Below are 15,875 nucleotides of genomic sequence, written 5' to 3' on the forward strand. Positions count from 1 at the left end.
GCGAACGGTGGACCGCGCGTTAACCAAATGGACGCAGCGGATGGGTTACGCTAGCGTTCGCCCAGCAAACAGCCTGCTTCCAGAACAGATACGCCTTGCCCCATTCGCGCTTCCTTTCGATCTTCCCGAAACTCTTCGCGGCGCTTGCCTTGGCCGCGTTCGTCGCCGGCTGCGCGACCACGGCGCCGCCGCCGGAAGCGGTGCTGTCCGTGCCGGCGCCGGCGGCGCGCTATGCGGCGATCGTGGTCGACGCCAAGACCGGCAAGCAGCTGTTCGAGGTGAATTCGACGGCGCAGCGCTATCCGGCGTCGCTGACCAAGATGATGACGCTGTATCTCCTGTTCGAGGCGATGGACTCCGGCCGCGTCAGCAAGACGACGCAGATCCCGGTTTCCGACCGTGCCGCCGCGCAGCCGCCAACGAAGATGCGCTTCCGGCGCGGCGAGACGATCGACGTCGATTCGGCGATTCGGGCGATCGTGGTCAAGTCGGCCAATGACGTGGCGGTGGCCGTCGGCGAATATCTGGGCGGCAGCGAGGACCAGTTCGCCGCCATGATGACGGCCAAGGCGCGCCAGATCGGCATGACCAGCACCGTGTTCCGCAATGCATCCGGCCTGCCCGACGATGACCAGCACACGACGGCGCGCGACATGGCGGTGCTGGGCATGGCGCTGCATAGCCGCTTCCCGCAGCATTTCCACTATTTCTCCGAAAGCGACTTCATGTTCCGCGGCAAGCTGGTGCGCGGCCACAACGACATGCTGGGCCGCGTGCGCGGCGTCGACGGCATCAAGACCGGCTATATCCGCGCCTCCGGCTTCAACATCGTCACCCATTATGATGCCGACGGCCGCCAGCTGATCGTGGTGGTGATGGGCGCCGACAGCGCGCGCCAGCGCAACGACCATGTCGAGGCGCTGATCCAGCGCAGCCTGTCGCCGGCGACGGCGGACGCAAAGACAAGGCTGATGTTCGCCGAGCAGCAATAGTCCGTTAAGTTCACGGCGGCGGCCGGTCGAGAAGCCCATGGCCGAGCATTCCGAGCGGCTGGTGGGAAGGCGCCCATCAAAAGCCCGACGGACCTCTTGAAGGGGCTGGCGGCCTCGCGGCCGCGACGTTCATATAACCGACTAAAAAACATGGCATAGGGCATGGAATACGCGCCGGCGGTGGATATCATCCGCCATTGGCGTATTGTCTCTCGCAGCGCGACAGCAGGAGCCCGCACCATGAGCACCGTCCCCAAGGCGCCCGAGGCGAAGGCCGCGGCCAACCAAAATGACACCGGCGGCGAATATCTGGAGGCGCCCACCATCGGGTCGCACGACGCGAGCGGGATTTCGGACGAACACCTGGAGGCGCCGGAGGTGCCGGACTCGGAGCCAACCGGACCCGGAGCCACACGCGGGAAGCCGAAGAAGCTGTCATCGGCGATATCAGGCAAGAAATTCCACAAGCGCGACCTCGTGCGGGTCGACGACCTGCGCCCAAGCCTGGCGCACCGGATCCGCACCGATCATCCGGACCTGCCGGCCGGCGCCCGCATCAGCCGCGAGGAGCTCGGCCGCTACCGCATGCGCTACACGGAGGAGTTGCTTCAGCAGGAACACGGCGAATTCTCCGAGCTGGACCGGCAGGTGGTGGAATCGATCGCCCGGCAGGACACGATTTCCGAAAACAGCGAGGAGGAGTTCGAGGAGCACCGGACTTTTGCCGACCGCGTCTCCGACAACATGGCCGCCTTTGGCGGCAGCTGGTGGTTCCTGATCTCGTTCGGCGGCGTGCTGCTGGTGTGGATCTGCATCAACCTGATCGAAGGCACGGTGAGCGCCTTCGATCCCTACCCCTTCATCCTGCTCAACCTGCTGCTCTCCTGCATTGCCGCCATCCAGGCGCCGATCATCATGATGAGCCAGAAGCGGCAGGAGACCAAGGACCGCCTGCGCTCTTTCAACGACTACCGGGTGAACCTCAAGGCCGAGCTCGAAGTGCGGCACCTGCACGAGAAGCTGGACTATCTGATCTCGCGCCAGTGGACGCGGCTGGCCGAAATGCAGCAGATGCAACTCGACGCCATGCACGAACTGACCGGCGCCAAGACGCAGAAGCGCGCGCCACGCCGGCGGCGGGCGCTGAAGAGCAAGGCGGTGCAGTAGGCGCCAAGCTAACGCGCTGTCGCTGACCTCGCGGATGCGGCTGACGAGCGGGATCATCCCATCTTTGTCAGACATTCTCCGGCACTCATCTCGGCGCCATACCGCAGGATCTCAATCCGGCAGCAGGACCGTTGCGCGACCATTGGAGAGATCGGTGACCATTTGCCCGATCAAAACGGCCTCAGCTGCTGGCATCGCCACGGTGAGTTCCGCACCAGTCGCGATGAAGTTCTCATGCAGGACTCTAACCCCAGGCGATGTTGCCAGCCGCGCCTGGACCAGGGCCAGATCGGAAAACCCACATGTGATAGTCGCTTCGACGGTCGCGACGATTGGAATTTTGATAGCCGCTCGAAGACAAGCAGAGGCGGTGCCGCCATAGGCGCGCATAAGCCCGCCGCTGCCGAGCAGGGTGCCGCCGAACCAGCGCGTGACCACGATGGCGATACTGTCCAGCGACTGACCGTCGAGCGCCTGGAGAATTGGCTTTCCAGCCGTCCCGCCTGGTTCGCCGTCATCTGAGAGCCGGTAATTCACACCGATGCGCCATGCCCAGCAATTGTGGTTCGCGCCGAGATCCGAGTGCGCGGCGACAAATTGCCTTGCGGCTTCCTCGGTTGACACAGGTCCAGCGACCGCGAGGAACCGGCTTTTCTTTATCTCCTGCCTGAAGGTCACAGGCTGCTCAATGCTGAACATCGCGCCCCTTTCCGTTGCCGAACCGCAGATACCGCAGCCCACGCCCCATTGGTAGCGCCTGGTCCATTGGCAGCGCAGTCCGAATGACATCCGGCACATCACGGCACCCGACAGGATTCGAGCCAGTGACCTGAGTAGACAGCGCCATTCCATTTCACCGTTGAAGCCTGCGCCGGCTTCCGCTAAGAAGCCGTGACTTGCCGGTTTACCGGCTGGTTCGTTTTCCGGGTCGCCGATCCTGAAAGCACCCGTAGCTCAGCTGGATAGAGCGCTGCCCTCCGAAGGCATGTGTCAAGTCCGCTGGGCCGCGACGGAAGAGAAAAAGTACTTAGGAGTTCAATGACTTACGCAAAGGGTGTCCAGCCCTTCACAAATGCGGAAATCCCGCGTAAGCATTGCGTAAGCAGGATGCACCCGTAGCTCAGCTGGATAGAGCGTCGCCCTCCGAAGGCGAAGGCCACAGGTTCGAATCCTGTCGGGTGCGCCAAATTCCCACCACTCCAGAACAAAACTGGGAACTCCATTTTCCGCTGCGGCGCAGACGCTAACGCTCAAGACAATCTGAAAATAACTCGCTATAGCGCTCGCCTACTAACGTCCACGTCCATAGTCGCGTGTTGTCGAATATTGACTTAGCAAGGGTCGCACATTCGCCACTCTGGATAAGCCGCTCGATCGAGTCAGCGATTGAGGAAGGATCAAAACCGCTCGCGAGGAAAACCCCCGAGCCTTCTCTCGCCTTCGCCACTGCATACTCGAATGGCGTGCATAGTACCGGCCGCCCTAAGCTCAAGACGAGCGGCACGGTCCCGCTCGATGCCTGTGTCGGCTCCTGGTAGCCAAATATCCCCAGATGAGCTGATTGAATGGCCGCAGCCTGCTCCGAAACTGTCAAATAGCGGCCCTCGATGTGAACTTCGCCGCTCAGGCCAAGCGATTCAATCATGCCTTCTATTCGGGCTCGGTATTGGGCCTGACCTTCGAACTGGCGCTGTGCCTCCCCAGCGATGCAGTACGATACGCTGTAGCCGTGATTCCGCAGAATGTGCAGTGCACAGAGGATCACCTCCAGCCCTTTGTCTTCTCGAAAGAAGCCGGGCGTGATCATACGAATAGGACGAGCCTGATCGTGTCCGACGCTCATCCATGTTGCTGGTGGTGGGACGTATGGGAGATCGGGGACGCCATGCGGAATTACCACTACCTTCGGTTCGAGCCTTCCGAGAAGCGCCTCCGTGCTTTCCTTCGACTTCTCGGTAAGGACGACAACCTTCGTGCTTTGCTCAACAAGCCGACGGACGATGCCAGCTTGGCGTTGGGTCCTAACATTCGGCCCAAAGGTAGTATGCAATACAGTCACAAACGGCTTCGTCAAGTTGTCTAGAAATGCATGAATATTCTCGCCCTCATTCCCACCCCAAATCCCGAACTCGTGCTGAATGCTGACAAGTACACAGCCACTCTCCGAGATTGCGGTTGCAAGATCGGCCAACGCGTCCCGTGAGTTTACGTTCGCGGAGGTGCTCATATGGACCTCAGCGTCGTCGTAGCGCAGCGCGTGGCAAATGTGCTCGAAGTCAGGCGTCGCCGCAACGAGGTCAGAGGCGAAGGATGCTATTCCGCACCTCAACGGGGGGAACGTGGATACGTGTGCAATGGGCTTCCGAGGGATTGCCGTTTGTCCGCGCATTGGTGCTGTTTCGTTTGTTATGCGTCTTTCGCCTCTAACGCGATGTCCGTTACCTCAACCAGAAATTCCTCTCGGTCACCCCAGGCGTACATGGCGACGCGATGGCAGAGGGCGGGGGGGACAATTCGCCGAAAGCACTCCTTCCCGGCGATAGAGAGAATCGCGCAATAGGCTCTGTCGATCATCAGTTCGACTGGAAGCACGAGTCTTCCCGTCGACTTGAACAGAAACCGGTCATCCTCGATTGCGATCCCATTCATATACGCGACAATAAAGATGTCATCGGCCGCGATACCCAGGTGGTGACGGTGCCAATTGTTGCGACCGATATGCACTACAAGGTTCTCATCGAAGGAAATGATGAGGGCGTCACCAAACAAGCGTCCATCTTCGGTAAGCAGCTTGAAACCGAATCTGAAGTACGGCGATTCCGTTGAGATATCACACCGCAGAACCCAAGGGCGTGCCAAGCCAACTGAAAAATCTCGATAGTCCGCCCCCTGTGGGTTTGACTTTTGCGTTGCTAGTATGAATTCCGAAGGAGGAGGCTTTGACATCCGTAGGCGGCTGCCTTTCGGTCGTAGATTCTCCAGTAGGAAGTCTGGATCAAGCCCGATTTTATCCGCCAGTCTCCCGAAGAGCGATTCGGTCATCTCGTTGCTTTTTCTGGCAGACGAAAACGACCGCCGGCTAACTTCTGTTGCCGCAAAGATATCCAGATGCACCTTGGGCCGCGACGCAAGCGGCTCGTGCTTCATCCAGCGTGATCGGTAAAGGCTGTTGAAGCGAGGCCACCAGCCTTCCGGGAGTCGGACCTTTTTCTGAGGCTGCTTGCCTTTGCGCACCACACCCCCTCCGTCGATCTTGCGTGCGCATCAATGCCTAAATCGCGCGTATCGGTGCGCACCAATCCAAAACTAGCATCTAGCTGCTGACTGGAAGCAATTGTGCGACCAGCGGTCCCAAGAAGGGAGAATTAGAAATGAACGCACAACGTTTGGCAATTGCCACAAATGCGATTGTCCCGCTCATGGCGGCCCTACCGTACGCCATCATGGCGGACGAGCCTCAGGAGAGAGCTGTCCAATATGATCCCGGCACCCAGTTGACCGTCTACGCCGGCCGTAACTTCTCGACCAGCCGGGAGGACGAAAGCGTCAATCCGTTCTTCGGTAAGTCGAGGTCCGATACCAAGAAGGACGACTAGTTCTCATCGCCGCCGGGTGCAGCACCGCCCGGCGGCACACATTCATCAAGGAGAACACTACCATGATCTTGATTGTGACAAGCAAGCGTGACGGTCACGTAGACGCTGTGGCCAAACATATAAGCGAGACCCGCGTTCCTTGGGTCCGCATCAACATCGAGGACTTCGCAACCAACGTCGAAGTCGACGTTCACCCGACCAAGGGAGCCGGCAGACTCTTTGTAAAGGACAGTGGCAAAGAGGTCATGTTGGAGGACATAGGAGCCGTCTGGTACAGAAAGCCCGACCCAGTGGCCGTTCAGCACTTCGAGATAGGGGACCCCGCAGCGTTGGACTATGTGGAGGCGGAGTTTAACGAAGTCGTCCATGGGCTGTATGCGTTGCTGGATCGCGCTTATTGGATCAACAACCCCCTCCGCACCCGCATCGCCCATAGGAAGCTGCTTCAGCTAAAGACGGCAGCGAAAGTCGGCTTTGCCGTCCCTCAGACGATCGTGACTAATCGGCCCGCGGCGGCTTTGGATTTCGCTCACCAGGTCAATGGTGACTTGGCAATCAAGTCCCTCGGCGCAATCTGCGTAACTCGGATGGAGGCTGAGCAGGCGAGACAGTACGGTATCTTCACGCGCCGGATCACCGACAACGAGATGAAGGAGCACCGCGACAAGATCGGCCACATGCCGACGCTCTTTCAGGAGTTCATCGAGAAGGAGGCGGAGTTGCGAATCACATGCGTTGGCGACGAGGTCTTCGCGTGCGAGATTCGCGGCAGACCGGGAGACGTGACGAACGACGACTACCGCTTTGACACCCCGAACCTCCCGCACGAGGCGGTGGAGCGCCCCGACCTCACCGACCGCATGCATGCGTACATGAAAGCGTTCGGCCTACATTTCGGTTGCTTCGATTTCATCGTGCCGAAAGGCGGCGGGGAGCCGGTCTTCCTAGAGATGAACCCCAACGGCCAGTGGCTTTGGGTTCAGTTGCGGACAGGTCAAGACATTGGCTAGGCAATCGCGAATGAGCTCATTCGGTTTTCGCCCGCCGACCCAAACCGTGAACTGTTTCTCTCGATCTACAATGGCAAGAAATTCTGGGAAACGAAGCGTTCGGCGCGACAGTACTGAAAAGGCGGTCCCGCACGGAGCCAGGGTCGCCACGCCGGAGTGTTAGTGGCGAGCGACCCGAACAGCTATAGAATACGCGCTCCAAAACTATATAGCGCAAATAATGATATAGCGGTTCCCAGTTTCATCCTCTCGGGCGCGCCAATTGACCTGAGAAGGTGCGAACTAGCCTTTGCAGAGGCTATCGAACTTTCGAATGAAGGCTTCTTGAAGTGACTTGTCGCTCGTGAGCTGACGTCCGTACGATTTGACGAAATCATTGAACGCAGGTTGCAAACGATTCCGATAAATGACCGGAACGCTTGTATCGATAGCCTGTTTCGCTGACGAATCTACCTGTATACGCCACCGCCCTTTTGTCCGCGCTTCATGTAGCAGCCCACACCGGACAAAAGCATAGAACTCCCTCGCAGTTCCGGCGCGCGCAAACATAGTTTTGAAGGGCTCATTCGCCTCAAGGAAGCCCACAAACATATTGGCACTATCCGAATATTCGTCGGCACCCAATGGCGGATCACCTTTTCGCCGGTAGCGATAAGATTTACCCTCCAGCGTCGAGGCCAGAAATTCAATCAGCGAACAGTGAAGGGTGACTATAGCAAATCCTTCGCCCGCCTTCTCGGGCATATTGTCCAATGCCCTAACCGGCTCAAAGTACCTGCTGTTCAGGCGCGCCAAGAAGAAGTCATCGAAAGCGTCCCTCCAGAGCTGCGGGTTCTTCGATCTTAAGAGCCGGCGCCTGGCTGCGGACCAATCGCCTACCGTTTTGTCACCGGCGATGCGGGTATCTCTGTGAAGCCTCACCAGGTTCCTCCCAACAGCGCCAGAGCCTCTTTTCGCGATGGACGATCCTGGACTGGGTCGCCTGCCGTCTGAGTGTTCTCGATTGCAGCGACATACTCCTCAGGCAAGGCGTGTTCGCGGGCTCCGGCCACCACGAGGCGCAGATACCAGTCATAAGGCTTCAAACCGGGATCGAGAAAGCCATCACTGGCAATGTAAGTGAAGGCCTCGAGCTTTCCCGTTCCGTCGTCAGTTTGCACGCAAAACCGTTCAATTCGATCATATCCCTTGCCTGCGCCCTCGAAGCGGTCAAGCTGCGACAGTTCGCATTCATCAAGCTCAAACACCACCCCCACAACCCGCTGCCCAACGCGAGTGTCGGGGGCAAGCGTGGCCTTCCCAGACCCGTCTTGGCCCCGCTTGAAGAATGCCAGCGAATGGTTGTCTGCGGTCGCAACCCGCCTGACCTTTGCCGAAGGGCAGCGCGCCTGAAGACGGGCTGTGAGCATATTTGAGCCGTAAGCAAAGTACAGCAGCGTAGCCATTTGACGAGACTACCACGGAAGCCGGCCTAACCGTATTGACAGGTTTGCCAGGCCCGGTCGCCTTCAGCGAAGGCCTGTCAACTAGCGACGGTCTGCTTCCGCCGCCTTTATGATCGCAAGCGGGTCCGCGCCGACCGCCCTGGTCACCGTGACGAACTCTGCGACGTCCAGGCGGCGTTCACCCAGCTCGAATTTCGATACAAATGTCTGCCGCCGCCCGATCCGCTTACCTAGTTCTACCTGGGTAACGCCAGCGTCCTTTCGCGCTTCGACGAGAAGCTCGATCATTTTGCGGTAGAGATCCGAACGAAGTGAGGACACGGAAGCGCCAGCGTGGAAACCAGCTCTTCAATAAAACCCCAAATCGATGTACCCCAAAATCGGGTATTATGGCATTCTCACCCAAACAAAGGGGTAAGGGTCACGTTCAGCTCGTCCCGAGACGCGCTGCCGACAGGTTTAATCTTCACATGAGCAAGCGGGAGATCGGCATGACACCAACCTTCCTCGACCAGCCACCAGATAGCCCAGAGATCACCGCTTACGATCGAGCACATATGAAACTGTACATCCGTCTTCTGGATGCAGCGGCCGATGGCGCGGACTGGCAAGAAGCGGTTTCGATCCTCTTCGGGATCACCACTGCCCTCGAACCCGAACGGGCCCGCCGCGTCTACGACACCCATCTTGCCCGCGCCCGCTGGATGACGGAGCACGGCTACCGCGAACTGGCTCGCGTGGCCCTCCACTAGCTCAACGGGGCGATATCGAATTCGCATCCGATGTTGTCCACGCGAGGTCTTCCCTGAGAGCCAGTCAGAACCTGTGGACAGACTCGTGCTATCAGGAACCGGACTATCGTGCTATCGGGAACGCCAGACACGTGCTATCGGGAACCGAAATAGGGATTAACCCACTGAATGGGCAACGAAAATCGGCCCCTTAACTTAATCTAACATAGAATCTAACTTTTAAGAGGGCGCGCGTTGTTGAAAACGACGCCCCGAGACGGTGGCAGCAGGCGCAGCGCAGGTATGAACTGGCCTTGCAGCGAAGGCGCCGGCAACATCAACTGACGGTAGCTTTCTGTCCTGATGTGATTTCACTTGGCCAACGGTTCCCGCAGCCGTAGCAAAAATCCGCAGCCTCGATGCGTAGGATACGCGCCGGTCAATCCGCCCCGAGCTCTTGAATGACCGTAGTTGGCCGGGAGCGGACTGACAGGTTTTGGGGATGAAGTCGCGAGAAGCTGTCGTTCCACCTTGACGAAAGCCGACGCTCGGGGTGCTATTTCGACGAGACTACTGCTGCGATTCTTGCGGGGCTCCGCCGATTCTCTGATGTGGGATTGAAACTATCCGATCCGAAAAGCATGCTCCGAGTGGCAATACTGGAAGGAATCGCGCGGGTATCCTAACAATTTGGCCATTTGCTTGAGCCGGCGGAGTGACGATGAACCACCAGGATCATACCCTCGCTCGCACCGCCGGTCGCGATGAAAGCGTCCTCCCCCTCGACGCGTTCGTCCGTTCGATCTCCGTCAACACCGAGGTGGGCCACATGCTGCTGCTCGGCGCTGGCGCGTCGATATCATCGCGCATTCCGTCCGCGTCGACCTGTATCTGGCAATGGAAGCGATCGATCTTCCTGTCCAACCATCCCGGGATGGAGCGCAATTTCGATGAGCTGTCACTCGGCATGGTGCAGGAACGTATCCAGGACTGGCTCGACACGCAGCCGGGCTTCCCGCGTGCCGGCGATGCAGAGGAGTACGGGTTCTATATCGACCGCTGCTATCCGCGCATCGAGGATCGCCGCTCGTTCTTCCAGCGGCACATCCAGGGCGCGAAACTGAGCAGCGGCTACCGGATTGTTGCGCGCCTAGCCAAGAACAACCTGTTCCGGCTGGCCTGGACCACCAACTTCGACGGCCTCATTGCAAGAGCGCTCGCCGAGACGTCCGTCACCCCGGTGGAGATCGGGCTCGATTCGACCAACAGGATCGTGCGCACCAACCGCGCCGGCGAACTGAACTGCGTCGCTCTGCATGGGGACTACCGCTACGACGCCCTTCGCAACACCGACTCCGAAGTGCAGCGCCTCGACGGAGAATTGCGGCAGGCACTTGTCGACCAGTCAGTCGCCTCCCCGCTTATCGTGCTCGGCTATAGCGGCCGCGACAACTCGATCATGGAAGCTCTGACCGACTGCTACTCGCGTTCCGGTGCGGGCGTGCTTTACTGGTGTGGCTTCGGCGACGGGCCGCCGCCGGAAGCTGTTGCCACCCTCATCGTCGCTGCGCGCAAGGCCGGCCGTACCGCGTTCTATGTCCCGGGTGCCGCCTTCGATGATGTCATGCGTCGCCTGGCCCTGGCCACCTTGAGTGGTGCGGACCGCGAGGATGTGCTCGGCATCATCGCCAAAACGGGCACAGAACAGCCGTCCTCGACGCCCTTCACCGTGCCGGCGGGGGCGATCGGCGGTATCGTCAAGAGCACAGCCTTCAGGCTCCGCTGCCCGGTCGAAGCTTACTCCTTCAAACCCGCCTCGATGCCCGAGCAGGGCGTATGGCGATGGGTGCGCGAGGCGATCGGTGAACGCCGCGACCTAGTGGCCGTGCCCTACAGGGGAAGGGTGTGGGCGCTTGGCACCCTGACCAGTATCCATGAGGTGTTCGAGGACCCTATGGCCGAAGCGCCTATTCGCGTCCCGATCGACATCAGCGAACTGCGCCATGAGGACGGCGCGGTCACGCATCTGCTTGTGCATTCCCTCGCCCTTGCGGTCGCCGGCGCCCGGAACCTGCCATCGGAGGGACCCTTGCTGTGGGATCCGGAAAAGCCACAGCGCAGGCAGCTCGATGGCCGCAGCTACAAGGTCCATGACGCGGTCCTGCTGTTCATCCGTCGCGCCGGCCGGGACACGTTCCTGGTCCTGAAGCCTACGGTGAAGGTCCTTGCTGCCGATGGCTCGCCGGCCCCGAAGGAGGACGAGAAGGCGATCAAGCTCGGCATTTTCGGCTATCAGCACAACGACAAGTTCGACGCGGCCGTCGAACGCTGGCGCCGCCAGCTGTTCGGCGAGGGCACGCTGTTCAGTTGCCCGCCGGGCGAGGATAGCGGCTTCGTCTTCACGATCGACCGCGCGCCCGTGTCCGCGGCGATTGTGGCAGCGCCGGGAGAGACCGCGATCCCCGACAAGGCCGCCGCGAAATCGGTGCAGAAGGGTTTCAGGATCAGGGAGCCAAACCTGCTATTCGCCAGCAAGGGTAACACAGGCATGGTTAATGACCCGCACCCGGTGCGGGGCCTGGTGTCGAACCGCCCGTTCGACTTCAGCCTCACGCGTTCTGGCATGGCGCACGACATCAAGCTCGGGGTCATCTGCCCACAGCCCGAGGCCTCCACCACGGCGGCGCGGCTGACCATGCTGGAGCAAGCGGCAAGCCCCAGTGAAACTGAAAAGGATTACCTCCTGGACTTTCCGGGGTTCTCGCAGGCATTCGGCTTACCGCTCGTCATCCCGCGACCGCAGGACCTGTCATGGCGCGCGCCCGATGAGCCGTCCCCGGACCTGACGAAGGAGCGCGGCACCCGCTTCGCGGCGCGTGCTGTGATACAGGCCATCGATGAACTACGCAGCGCACAGCGCGTGAACGTCATCCTGATCGTCACGCCGCTGCGCTGGGCGAATTGGCGCTCCTTCGAGACCGACGACGAACGCTTCGACCTGCATGATTTCGTCAAGGCCTATTGCGCCCGCAAAGGCATCGCGACGCAATTCCTCGACGAGGATACCCTGACCGATCCGCAGACCTGCCGCATCCGGTGGTGGCTGTCGCTGGCCCTGTACGCGAAGAGCTTCCGCACCCCGTTCGTCCTGCAGGCGGCAGGCGCCGACACCGCCTATGTCGGCCTCGGTACCAGCATCGACCGTCACGGCCCACACGGCCGCAAGGTCGTGCTCGGCTGCAGCCACATCTTCAACCAGCAGGGCCAAGGCCTGCAGTACCGTCTGAGCAAGGTCGAGAACCCAAGCTTCGACCGCCGCCAGCGCAACGCGTTCCTGTCCCGCGACGATGCGCGGCGCGTTGGCGAATCCATTCGCCAGCTATTCTTTGAGGCTCGCAGCGCCCTGCCTCGCCGCGTCGTCATCCATAAGCGCTTCGAGTTCCGGCGGGACGAGCGCGAAGGCTTGCTTGAAGGCCTCACCGGTATAGCCGAGGTCGATATGGTTGAGATCACCGTCGACGATGCGTTCCGCTACGTGAATTCCAAGATGTATTCGGGCAAGCTTGAGGTCGACAAGTTCCCGGTTGCCCGAGGAACCGTCATTCCAATAGGCGACCAGGAAGCGCTGCTGTGGGTGCATGGCAGCGCCGCGGCGATACGCAACAACTGGCGCTACTACCAAGGCAAGCGACGCATCCCCGCGCCGCTGCGGATCCGCCGGCACGCCGGTGCGACCGACCTGCAGACGCTGGCGACCGAGATCCTCGGCCTGTCAAAGATGAACTGGAACAGTTTCGATCTTTACACCCAGGTGCCCGCCACCCTCGAGACGTCCGGTCAGATCGCGCGCATCGGGCGTTTGATGGAAAATTTTGGTGAGGCGAATTATGACTACCGGCTGTTGATGTAGTGGCGATGGCGACCGAGACAGTACAGATGGAACCGCCCGCGCCCGACACAGCGGATGCCATGGCGCCGCTCAACGAACTGGTCGAAGAGATCGCCGCGGGCCGTGTGTCCGTGATGGAGATCATGCGCTCCGCGCCGGAGGGCGACTATTTCGCTTTCGTGCAGCAGGCACGCTTGTCCCGGATGCTGATGGCGGACCGTCGTGTCCTTGAACGCCTCATGGTGGAGATGCGCGGTAAGATGATCGAAGCGGGCGCCGACCCGGACAACCGCGACATCGACAACGAACTCGCGCGCAAGGACGGCGCAAGACGGTTCCCCAAATTGCTCTCCGAGCGAGCCGATGCCATCAACACGCAGGCTTCGTTGCTCACAGCGAAGACCTTTCCCGAACGGCTTGAGCAGTACACGGGTCTCATCGCTTACGTCGAAAAGCTCTGGGCGGATGCCTGCGAGCTCTTCCATCGCGGCAACTTCCCAATGACGGCGTTCATGTCGATCCTCGTCATCGAGGAAGTTGGCAAGCTCACGCGGCTGGCAGATGAGCTGATCTATCTCGATGCGCCGTTGCCGATTGCCGGCCACCCGGTCGTCGAGAAGAGTCATCGCAGGAAGCATTTCATGAGCGTCATGTCCGGCGCGCTGGTCAACGCCCGACTGGAGCGCATCCTGGGGAAGAACACCGTCCGACGCGTGCTTCATGAGGCCGAGAGCGACGAGCTGGAGAAGACACGGCAACGGTGCCTCTACATCGACATGGCGGAGGGGCGCGCCGTCACCCCAACCGAGAGGATCGGCGAGCCTCGTGCGCGCGAGCTTACCATCCTGGCAGGCGAGCTGATGGCCGAGATCCTCGGGCACTTTCCGTGGGAATTCGAGCGGATGATGGTGAACGTCGTCGCCTTTGAACGCCAGCTCGGCCTGCCCGAGAAGAAGATCGAGCGTCGCTAGGCTTGGTCGAAGTGATTCTGACGTTGTTTATCCACCAGTTCGTTATCGGTGGAAGAAGGCCCATCTCAGAGGTCATCTCACCACGCCCCCTTTCCCGATCCCAGCCCTTTCAAGGGCCGGTCGAGCCGACGCCCATCGCACCAAGCCAGGAAGACGCTGAGAAATCGCTGTTGCCGCGGCCCCCGCGAGGCCACTTTAGGGCCTGTGCATGCGCGAGCTTTGTATTTCCTGAGAAAAACCGGGCTGCATGCCCGCGACCGACAAGTGTGCACGCCAAAACGCAAGTCTCGTCAGAGACTTGGCGGTTTGTGTGCATGCGCTTTTATCTTGCCGTCCTAATCGGGCATCTAAAGTCAGACCGTTCCTACGCTTTTCTACGACATCTCGTATTCGAGCCATCTCTGCGTCCTTGCATCGATCGAGCACAAAATTGGCCACAGCCGCGACGACGGTCTGCATTCACCAGGCGGCTTCCATGCGCTCTTTCGCGATCAGCACCAAGGCCGTCGCATACTCTTCATCGGGTTCGCAAACAGGGCTGTCCAAGCAGCATGGCGCTCATTCCAAGGATGGCAGTAGGCGAGAAAATAGCGGACATTCCCCATTTCGCAGCCCCGCCAGGGGACGCTCACCGCGCGCGCGGATTTCTAGTTTTCGCTTCTCCTCAGCAGGCGGACTGCAGGCCGGCGCTGATCTTCCTTTTCGTTGAAGTCGCAGTCATTGCGCCGGCCTCAATCTGAGGCGTTGCGTGATCTTGGCGCCGAAGCCGACGTGGAAGTCGGTTTCGTTGATCCACATCCGGTGCAGAATTCCTGCAAGTTTGCGTGCGACCGCGACGATCGCGAACAACATCCTGGACCGCTTGGCGAATGCGAGGCGCCCATGCGCGCAGGGTCGACCGTTCTCTGTCCCGCAGCAGAAGACGCGCAGCCGTTTCCCACAGCGCCTCCCGTGCAGCTATGTCACCTTGCTTTGTGATGTGACCTTCGTAGTCGATGGATGTTCCTGACTGATGTCGCATCGGTGTCAAGCCAAAGGGCGCCCCGACTGTTCGCGAACGCGCGAAACGACTGGGGTTATCGACGCCAACTCTAAACGACATTGCTGCAACTGGATCCACGCTTGGCACTGTCATCAACCGACGGCAGGTCTGTTCATGCTGGATAACCTCAAGAGCACTTTGTACAACCTTCGAAGCGCTCGAAGGTCGCTCGTCGCATCGTAAAGCAGGGGTTATCGTTGACCGGTACGAGGTTGATCATCGACAGCAGCAAGCTGCAATCGGCCGAGTTGCGCGAGTTCCTCAGCGCAAACGCGGCGAACCTAGCTGTGCTTCCGGACTTCGTGTGGTTCGAAGTCTACAAGCAGGAGACCGTGGATGCAGTCGTAGCCCTTCTCTCGGTCATCGGCGATTTTCCCGAGCAGATCATCGTTCTGAAATCTGGAGGAGAGATCGCGAGACTGAACCTTGGCCCTCCGAGCGAGATCGCGGTCATGGAGCATCAGGGTGTAGCGCCGCTGATCCGCGAAATGGCCGACATCATGAACGGACCACGACGTGGCGATCCAATCGTCCTCCAGCAATTGAGGAATCTGTGGAGCTCGGCTGCCGTCAGTCTCGATGCCATGCATGAGGGAGCGATCGACATCGTGGCGTCTCTCCCGGAGATGTCTGAGCAGATGTTTTCGCACCACGAGATAAGGATCATCCGCACCAACGGGCGCTACACTGAGGAGATGTTCGCTAGCATCTTCGGTGCCGCCGAGCAGATCTGGGAAACATTGGCGGAGGGGTATGGTCTGCCCTGGAGATCGATGCTCCGCCACCACACCATGCGCGCCTATCTTTTCCGGTACGCCCTAGGTCTCGTCATCCATCTCCTCTGGTGGATTAGGACTGGCAGCCCGAAACTGGAGCGCATCGACCGGATACGGAATGACCTGATCGACTTGAGTTTTGTGGTGTACGGGACGTATTACGACGGGTTTCTCACCGCCGACCGTAAGGCGGAATGGATGTTTCTGAACCTGTCTCGGGCACTCGAGGCAGCGCGAACGCCTGCCGCACAATGAC

The 15,875-nt window shown here is 60.0% G+C and carries 15 protein-coding genes and 1 tRNA gene; 9 read left to right on the forward strand and 7 right to left on the reverse strand.

Going from position 1 to position 15,875, the window contains the following annotated elements; genetic code table 11:
• Window positions 1–95 precede the first annotated feature (95 nt).
• Together ABVQ20_RS22635 and ABVQ20_RS22640 are read left to right on the forward strand one after the other, a co-directional pair.
• Complete coding sequence (locus ABVQ20_RS22635) at window positions 96–992, forward strand: D-alanyl-D-alanine carboxypeptidase family protein (protein WP_354461691.1); 897 nt, start codon at window positions 96–98, stop codon at window positions 990–992.
• Window positions 993–1,232: 240 nt separating this feature from the next.
• Complete coding sequence (locus ABVQ20_RS22640) at window positions 1,233–2,159, forward strand: DUF1003 domain-containing protein (protein WP_354461692.1); 927 nt, start codon at window positions 1,233–1,235, stop codon at window positions 2,157–2,159.
• 111 nt (window positions 2,160–2,270) lie between these two features.
• On the opposite strand, the gene ABVQ20_RS22645 is transcribed toward ABVQ20_RS22640, so the two are convergent.
• Complete coding sequence (locus tag ABVQ20_RS22645) at window positions 2,271–2,858, reverse strand: IMPACT family protein (RefSeq protein ID WP_354461693.1); 588 nt, start codon at window positions 2,856–2,858, stop codon at window positions 2,271–2,273.
• Between the two features lie 410 nt (window positions 2,859–3,268).
• On the opposite strand from ABVQ20_RS22645, the gene ABVQ20_RS22650 reads away from it, so the two are divergent.
• Window positions 3,269–3,345 (forward strand) — tRNA-Arg (locus ABVQ20_RS22650).
• 57 nt (window positions 3,346–3,402) lie between these two features.
• On the opposite strand, the gene ABVQ20_RS22655 is transcribed toward ABVQ20_RS22650, so the two are convergent.
• On the reverse strand, window positions 3,403–4,386 hold the full coding sequence (locus ABVQ20_RS22655) for a glycosyltransferase (RefSeq protein WP_354461694.1): 984 nt from the start codon (window positions 4,384–4,386) through the stop codon (window positions 3,403–3,405).
• A 179-nt stretch (window positions 4,387–4,565) separates the two neighbouring features.
• Window positions 4,566–5,393, reverse strand: coding sequence for a hypothetical protein (locus ABVQ20_RS22660; protein WP_354461695.1), 828 nt, complete (start codon window positions 5,391–5,393; stop codon window positions 4,566–4,568).
• 137 nt (window positions 5,394–5,530) lie between these two features.
• Between ABVQ20_RS22660 and ABVQ20_RS22665 the strand changes: the two genes are divergently transcribed.
• Both ABVQ20_RS22665 and ABVQ20_RS22670 read left to right on the forward strand, forming a co-directional pair.
• Window positions 5,531–5,755, forward strand: coding sequence for a hypothetical protein (locus ABVQ20_RS22665; protein WP_354461696.1), 225 nt, complete (start codon window positions 5,531–5,533; stop codon window positions 5,753–5,755).
• Window positions 5,756–5,817: 62 nt separating this feature from the next.
• Complete coding sequence (locus ABVQ20_RS22670; RefSeq protein ID WP_354461697.1) at window positions 5,818–6,765, forward strand: MvdC/MvdD family ATP grasp protein; 948 nt, start codon at window positions 5,818–5,820, stop codon at window positions 6,763–6,765.
• Between the two features lie 282 nt (window positions 6,766–7,047).
• Here ABVQ20_RS22670 and ABVQ20_RS22675 read toward each other — a convergent pair whose 3' ends face one another.
• From ABVQ20_RS22675 to ABVQ20_RS22685, 3 genes are all read right to left on the reverse strand, one after another.
• Window positions 7,048–7,686, reverse strand: coding sequence for a hypothetical protein (locus ABVQ20_RS22675; protein WP_354461698.1), 639 nt, complete (start codon window positions 7,684–7,686; stop codon window positions 7,048–7,050).
• Complete coding sequence (locus ABVQ20_RS22680) at window positions 7,683–8,210, reverse strand: gamma-glutamylcyclotransferase family protein (RefSeq protein WP_354461699.1); 528 nt, start codon at window positions 8,208–8,210, stop codon at window positions 7,683–7,685. The genes ABVQ20_RS22675 and ABVQ20_RS22680 overlap by 4 nt, the downstream gene beginning before the upstream one ends.
• A gap of 81 nt (window positions 8,211–8,291) precedes the next feature.
• Entirely contained in the window at window positions 8,292–8,498 is a 207-nt protein-coding gene (locus tag ABVQ20_RS22685) for a helix-turn-helix domain-containing protein (protein WP_354461700.1), read from the reverse strand.
• Window positions 8,499–8,680: 182 nt separating this feature from the next.
• Here ABVQ20_RS22685 and ABVQ20_RS22690 point away from each other — a divergent pair, with 182 nt between their 5' ends.
• The 3 genes from ABVQ20_RS22690 to ABVQ20_RS22700 all read left to right on the forward strand — a co-directional run bounded on the left by ABVQ20_RS22690 (window position 8,681) and on the right by ABVQ20_RS22700 (window position 13,801).
• A complete protein-coding gene (locus ABVQ20_RS22690) occupies window positions 8,681–8,962 on the forward strand; it encodes a DNA -binding domain-containing protein (RefSeq protein ID WP_354461701.1) in 282 nt (93 codons plus the stop codon).
• A gap of 808 nt (window positions 8,963–9,770) precedes the next feature.
• The gene (locus ABVQ20_RS22695) at window positions 9,771–12,851 is read left to right on the forward strand and encodes an SIR2 family protein (protein WP_354461702.1); all 3,081 of its coding nucleotides are present in this window, start codon (window positions 9,771–9,773) and stop codon (window positions 12,849–12,851) included.
• A 5-nt stretch (window positions 12,852–12,856) separates the two neighbouring features.
• Window positions 12,857–13,801, forward strand: a complete 945-nt coding sequence (locus ABVQ20_RS22700; protein WP_354461703.1) for an AbiV family abortive infection protein — start codon at window positions 12,857–12,859, stop codon at window positions 13,799–13,801.
• A gap of 664 nt (window positions 13,802–14,465) precedes the next feature.
• Here ABVQ20_RS22700 and ABVQ20_RS22705 read toward each other — a convergent pair.
• The gene (locus ABVQ20_RS22705) at window positions 14,466–14,936 is read right to left on the reverse strand and encodes a transposase (RefSeq protein WP_354461704.1); all 471 of its coding nucleotides are present in this window, start codon (window positions 14,934–14,936) and stop codon (window positions 14,466–14,468) included.
• 104 nt (window positions 14,937–15,040) lie between these two features.
• Between ABVQ20_RS22705 and ABVQ20_RS22710 the strand changes: the two genes are divergently transcribed.
• Entirely contained in the window at window positions 15,041–15,874 is an 834-nt protein-coding gene (locus tag ABVQ20_RS22710) for a hypothetical protein (RefSeq protein ID WP_354461705.1), read from the forward strand.
• Window position 15,875: the final 1 nt, after the last annotated feature.

Source organism: Mesorhizobium shangrilense, assembly GCF_040537815.1.
In the GTDB taxonomy this organism is placed as follows: Bacteria; Pseudomonadota; Alphaproteobacteria; order Rhizobiales; family Rhizobiaceae; genus Mesorhizobium; species Mesorhizobium shangrilense.

Coding starts and splice junctions, on each gene's coding strand:
- ABVQ20_RS22705 (WP_354461704.1), bottom strand. CDS start 14,936: ATGACAGTGCCAAGCGTGGATCCAGTTGCAGCAATGTCGTTTAGAGTT.
- ABVQ20_RS22695 (WP_354461702.1), top strand. CDS start 9,771: ATGCTGCTGCTCGGCGCTGGCGCGTCGATATCATCGCGCATTCCGTCC.
- ABVQ20_RS22685 (WP_354461700.1), bottom strand. CDS start 8,498: ATGATCGAGCTTCTCGTCGAAGCGCGAAAGGACGCTGGCGTTACCCAG.
- ABVQ20_RS22640 (WP_354461692.1), top strand. CDS start 1,233: ATGAGCACCGTCCCCAAGGCGCCCGAGGCGAAGGCCGCGGCCAACCAA.
- ABVQ20_RS22690 (WP_354461701.1), top strand. CDS start 8,681: ATGAGCAAGCGGGAGATCGGCATGACACCAACCTTCCTCGACCAGCCA.
- ABVQ20_RS22655 (WP_354461694.1), bottom strand. CDS start 4,386: ATGAGCACCTCCGCGAACGTAAACTCACGGGACGCGTTGGCCGATCTT.
- ABVQ20_RS22645 (WP_354461693.1), bottom strand. CDS start 2,858: ATGTTCAGCATTGAGCAGCCTGTGACCTTCAGGCAGGAGATAAAGAAA.
- ABVQ20_RS22700 (WP_354461703.1), top strand. CDS start 12,857: ATGGCGACCGAGACAGTACAGATGGAACCGCCCGCGCCCGACACAGCG.
- ABVQ20_RS22670 (WP_354461697.1), top strand. CDS start 5,818: ATGATCTTGATTGTGACAAGCAAGCGTGACGGTCACGTAGACGCTGTG.
- ABVQ20_RS22665 (WP_354461696.1), top strand. CDS start 5,531: ATGAACGCACAACGTTTGGCAATTGCCACAAATGCGATTGTCCCGCTC.
- ABVQ20_RS22680 (WP_354461699.1), bottom strand. CDS start 8,210: ATGGCTACGCTGCTGTACTTTGCTTACGGCTCAAATATGCTCACAGCC.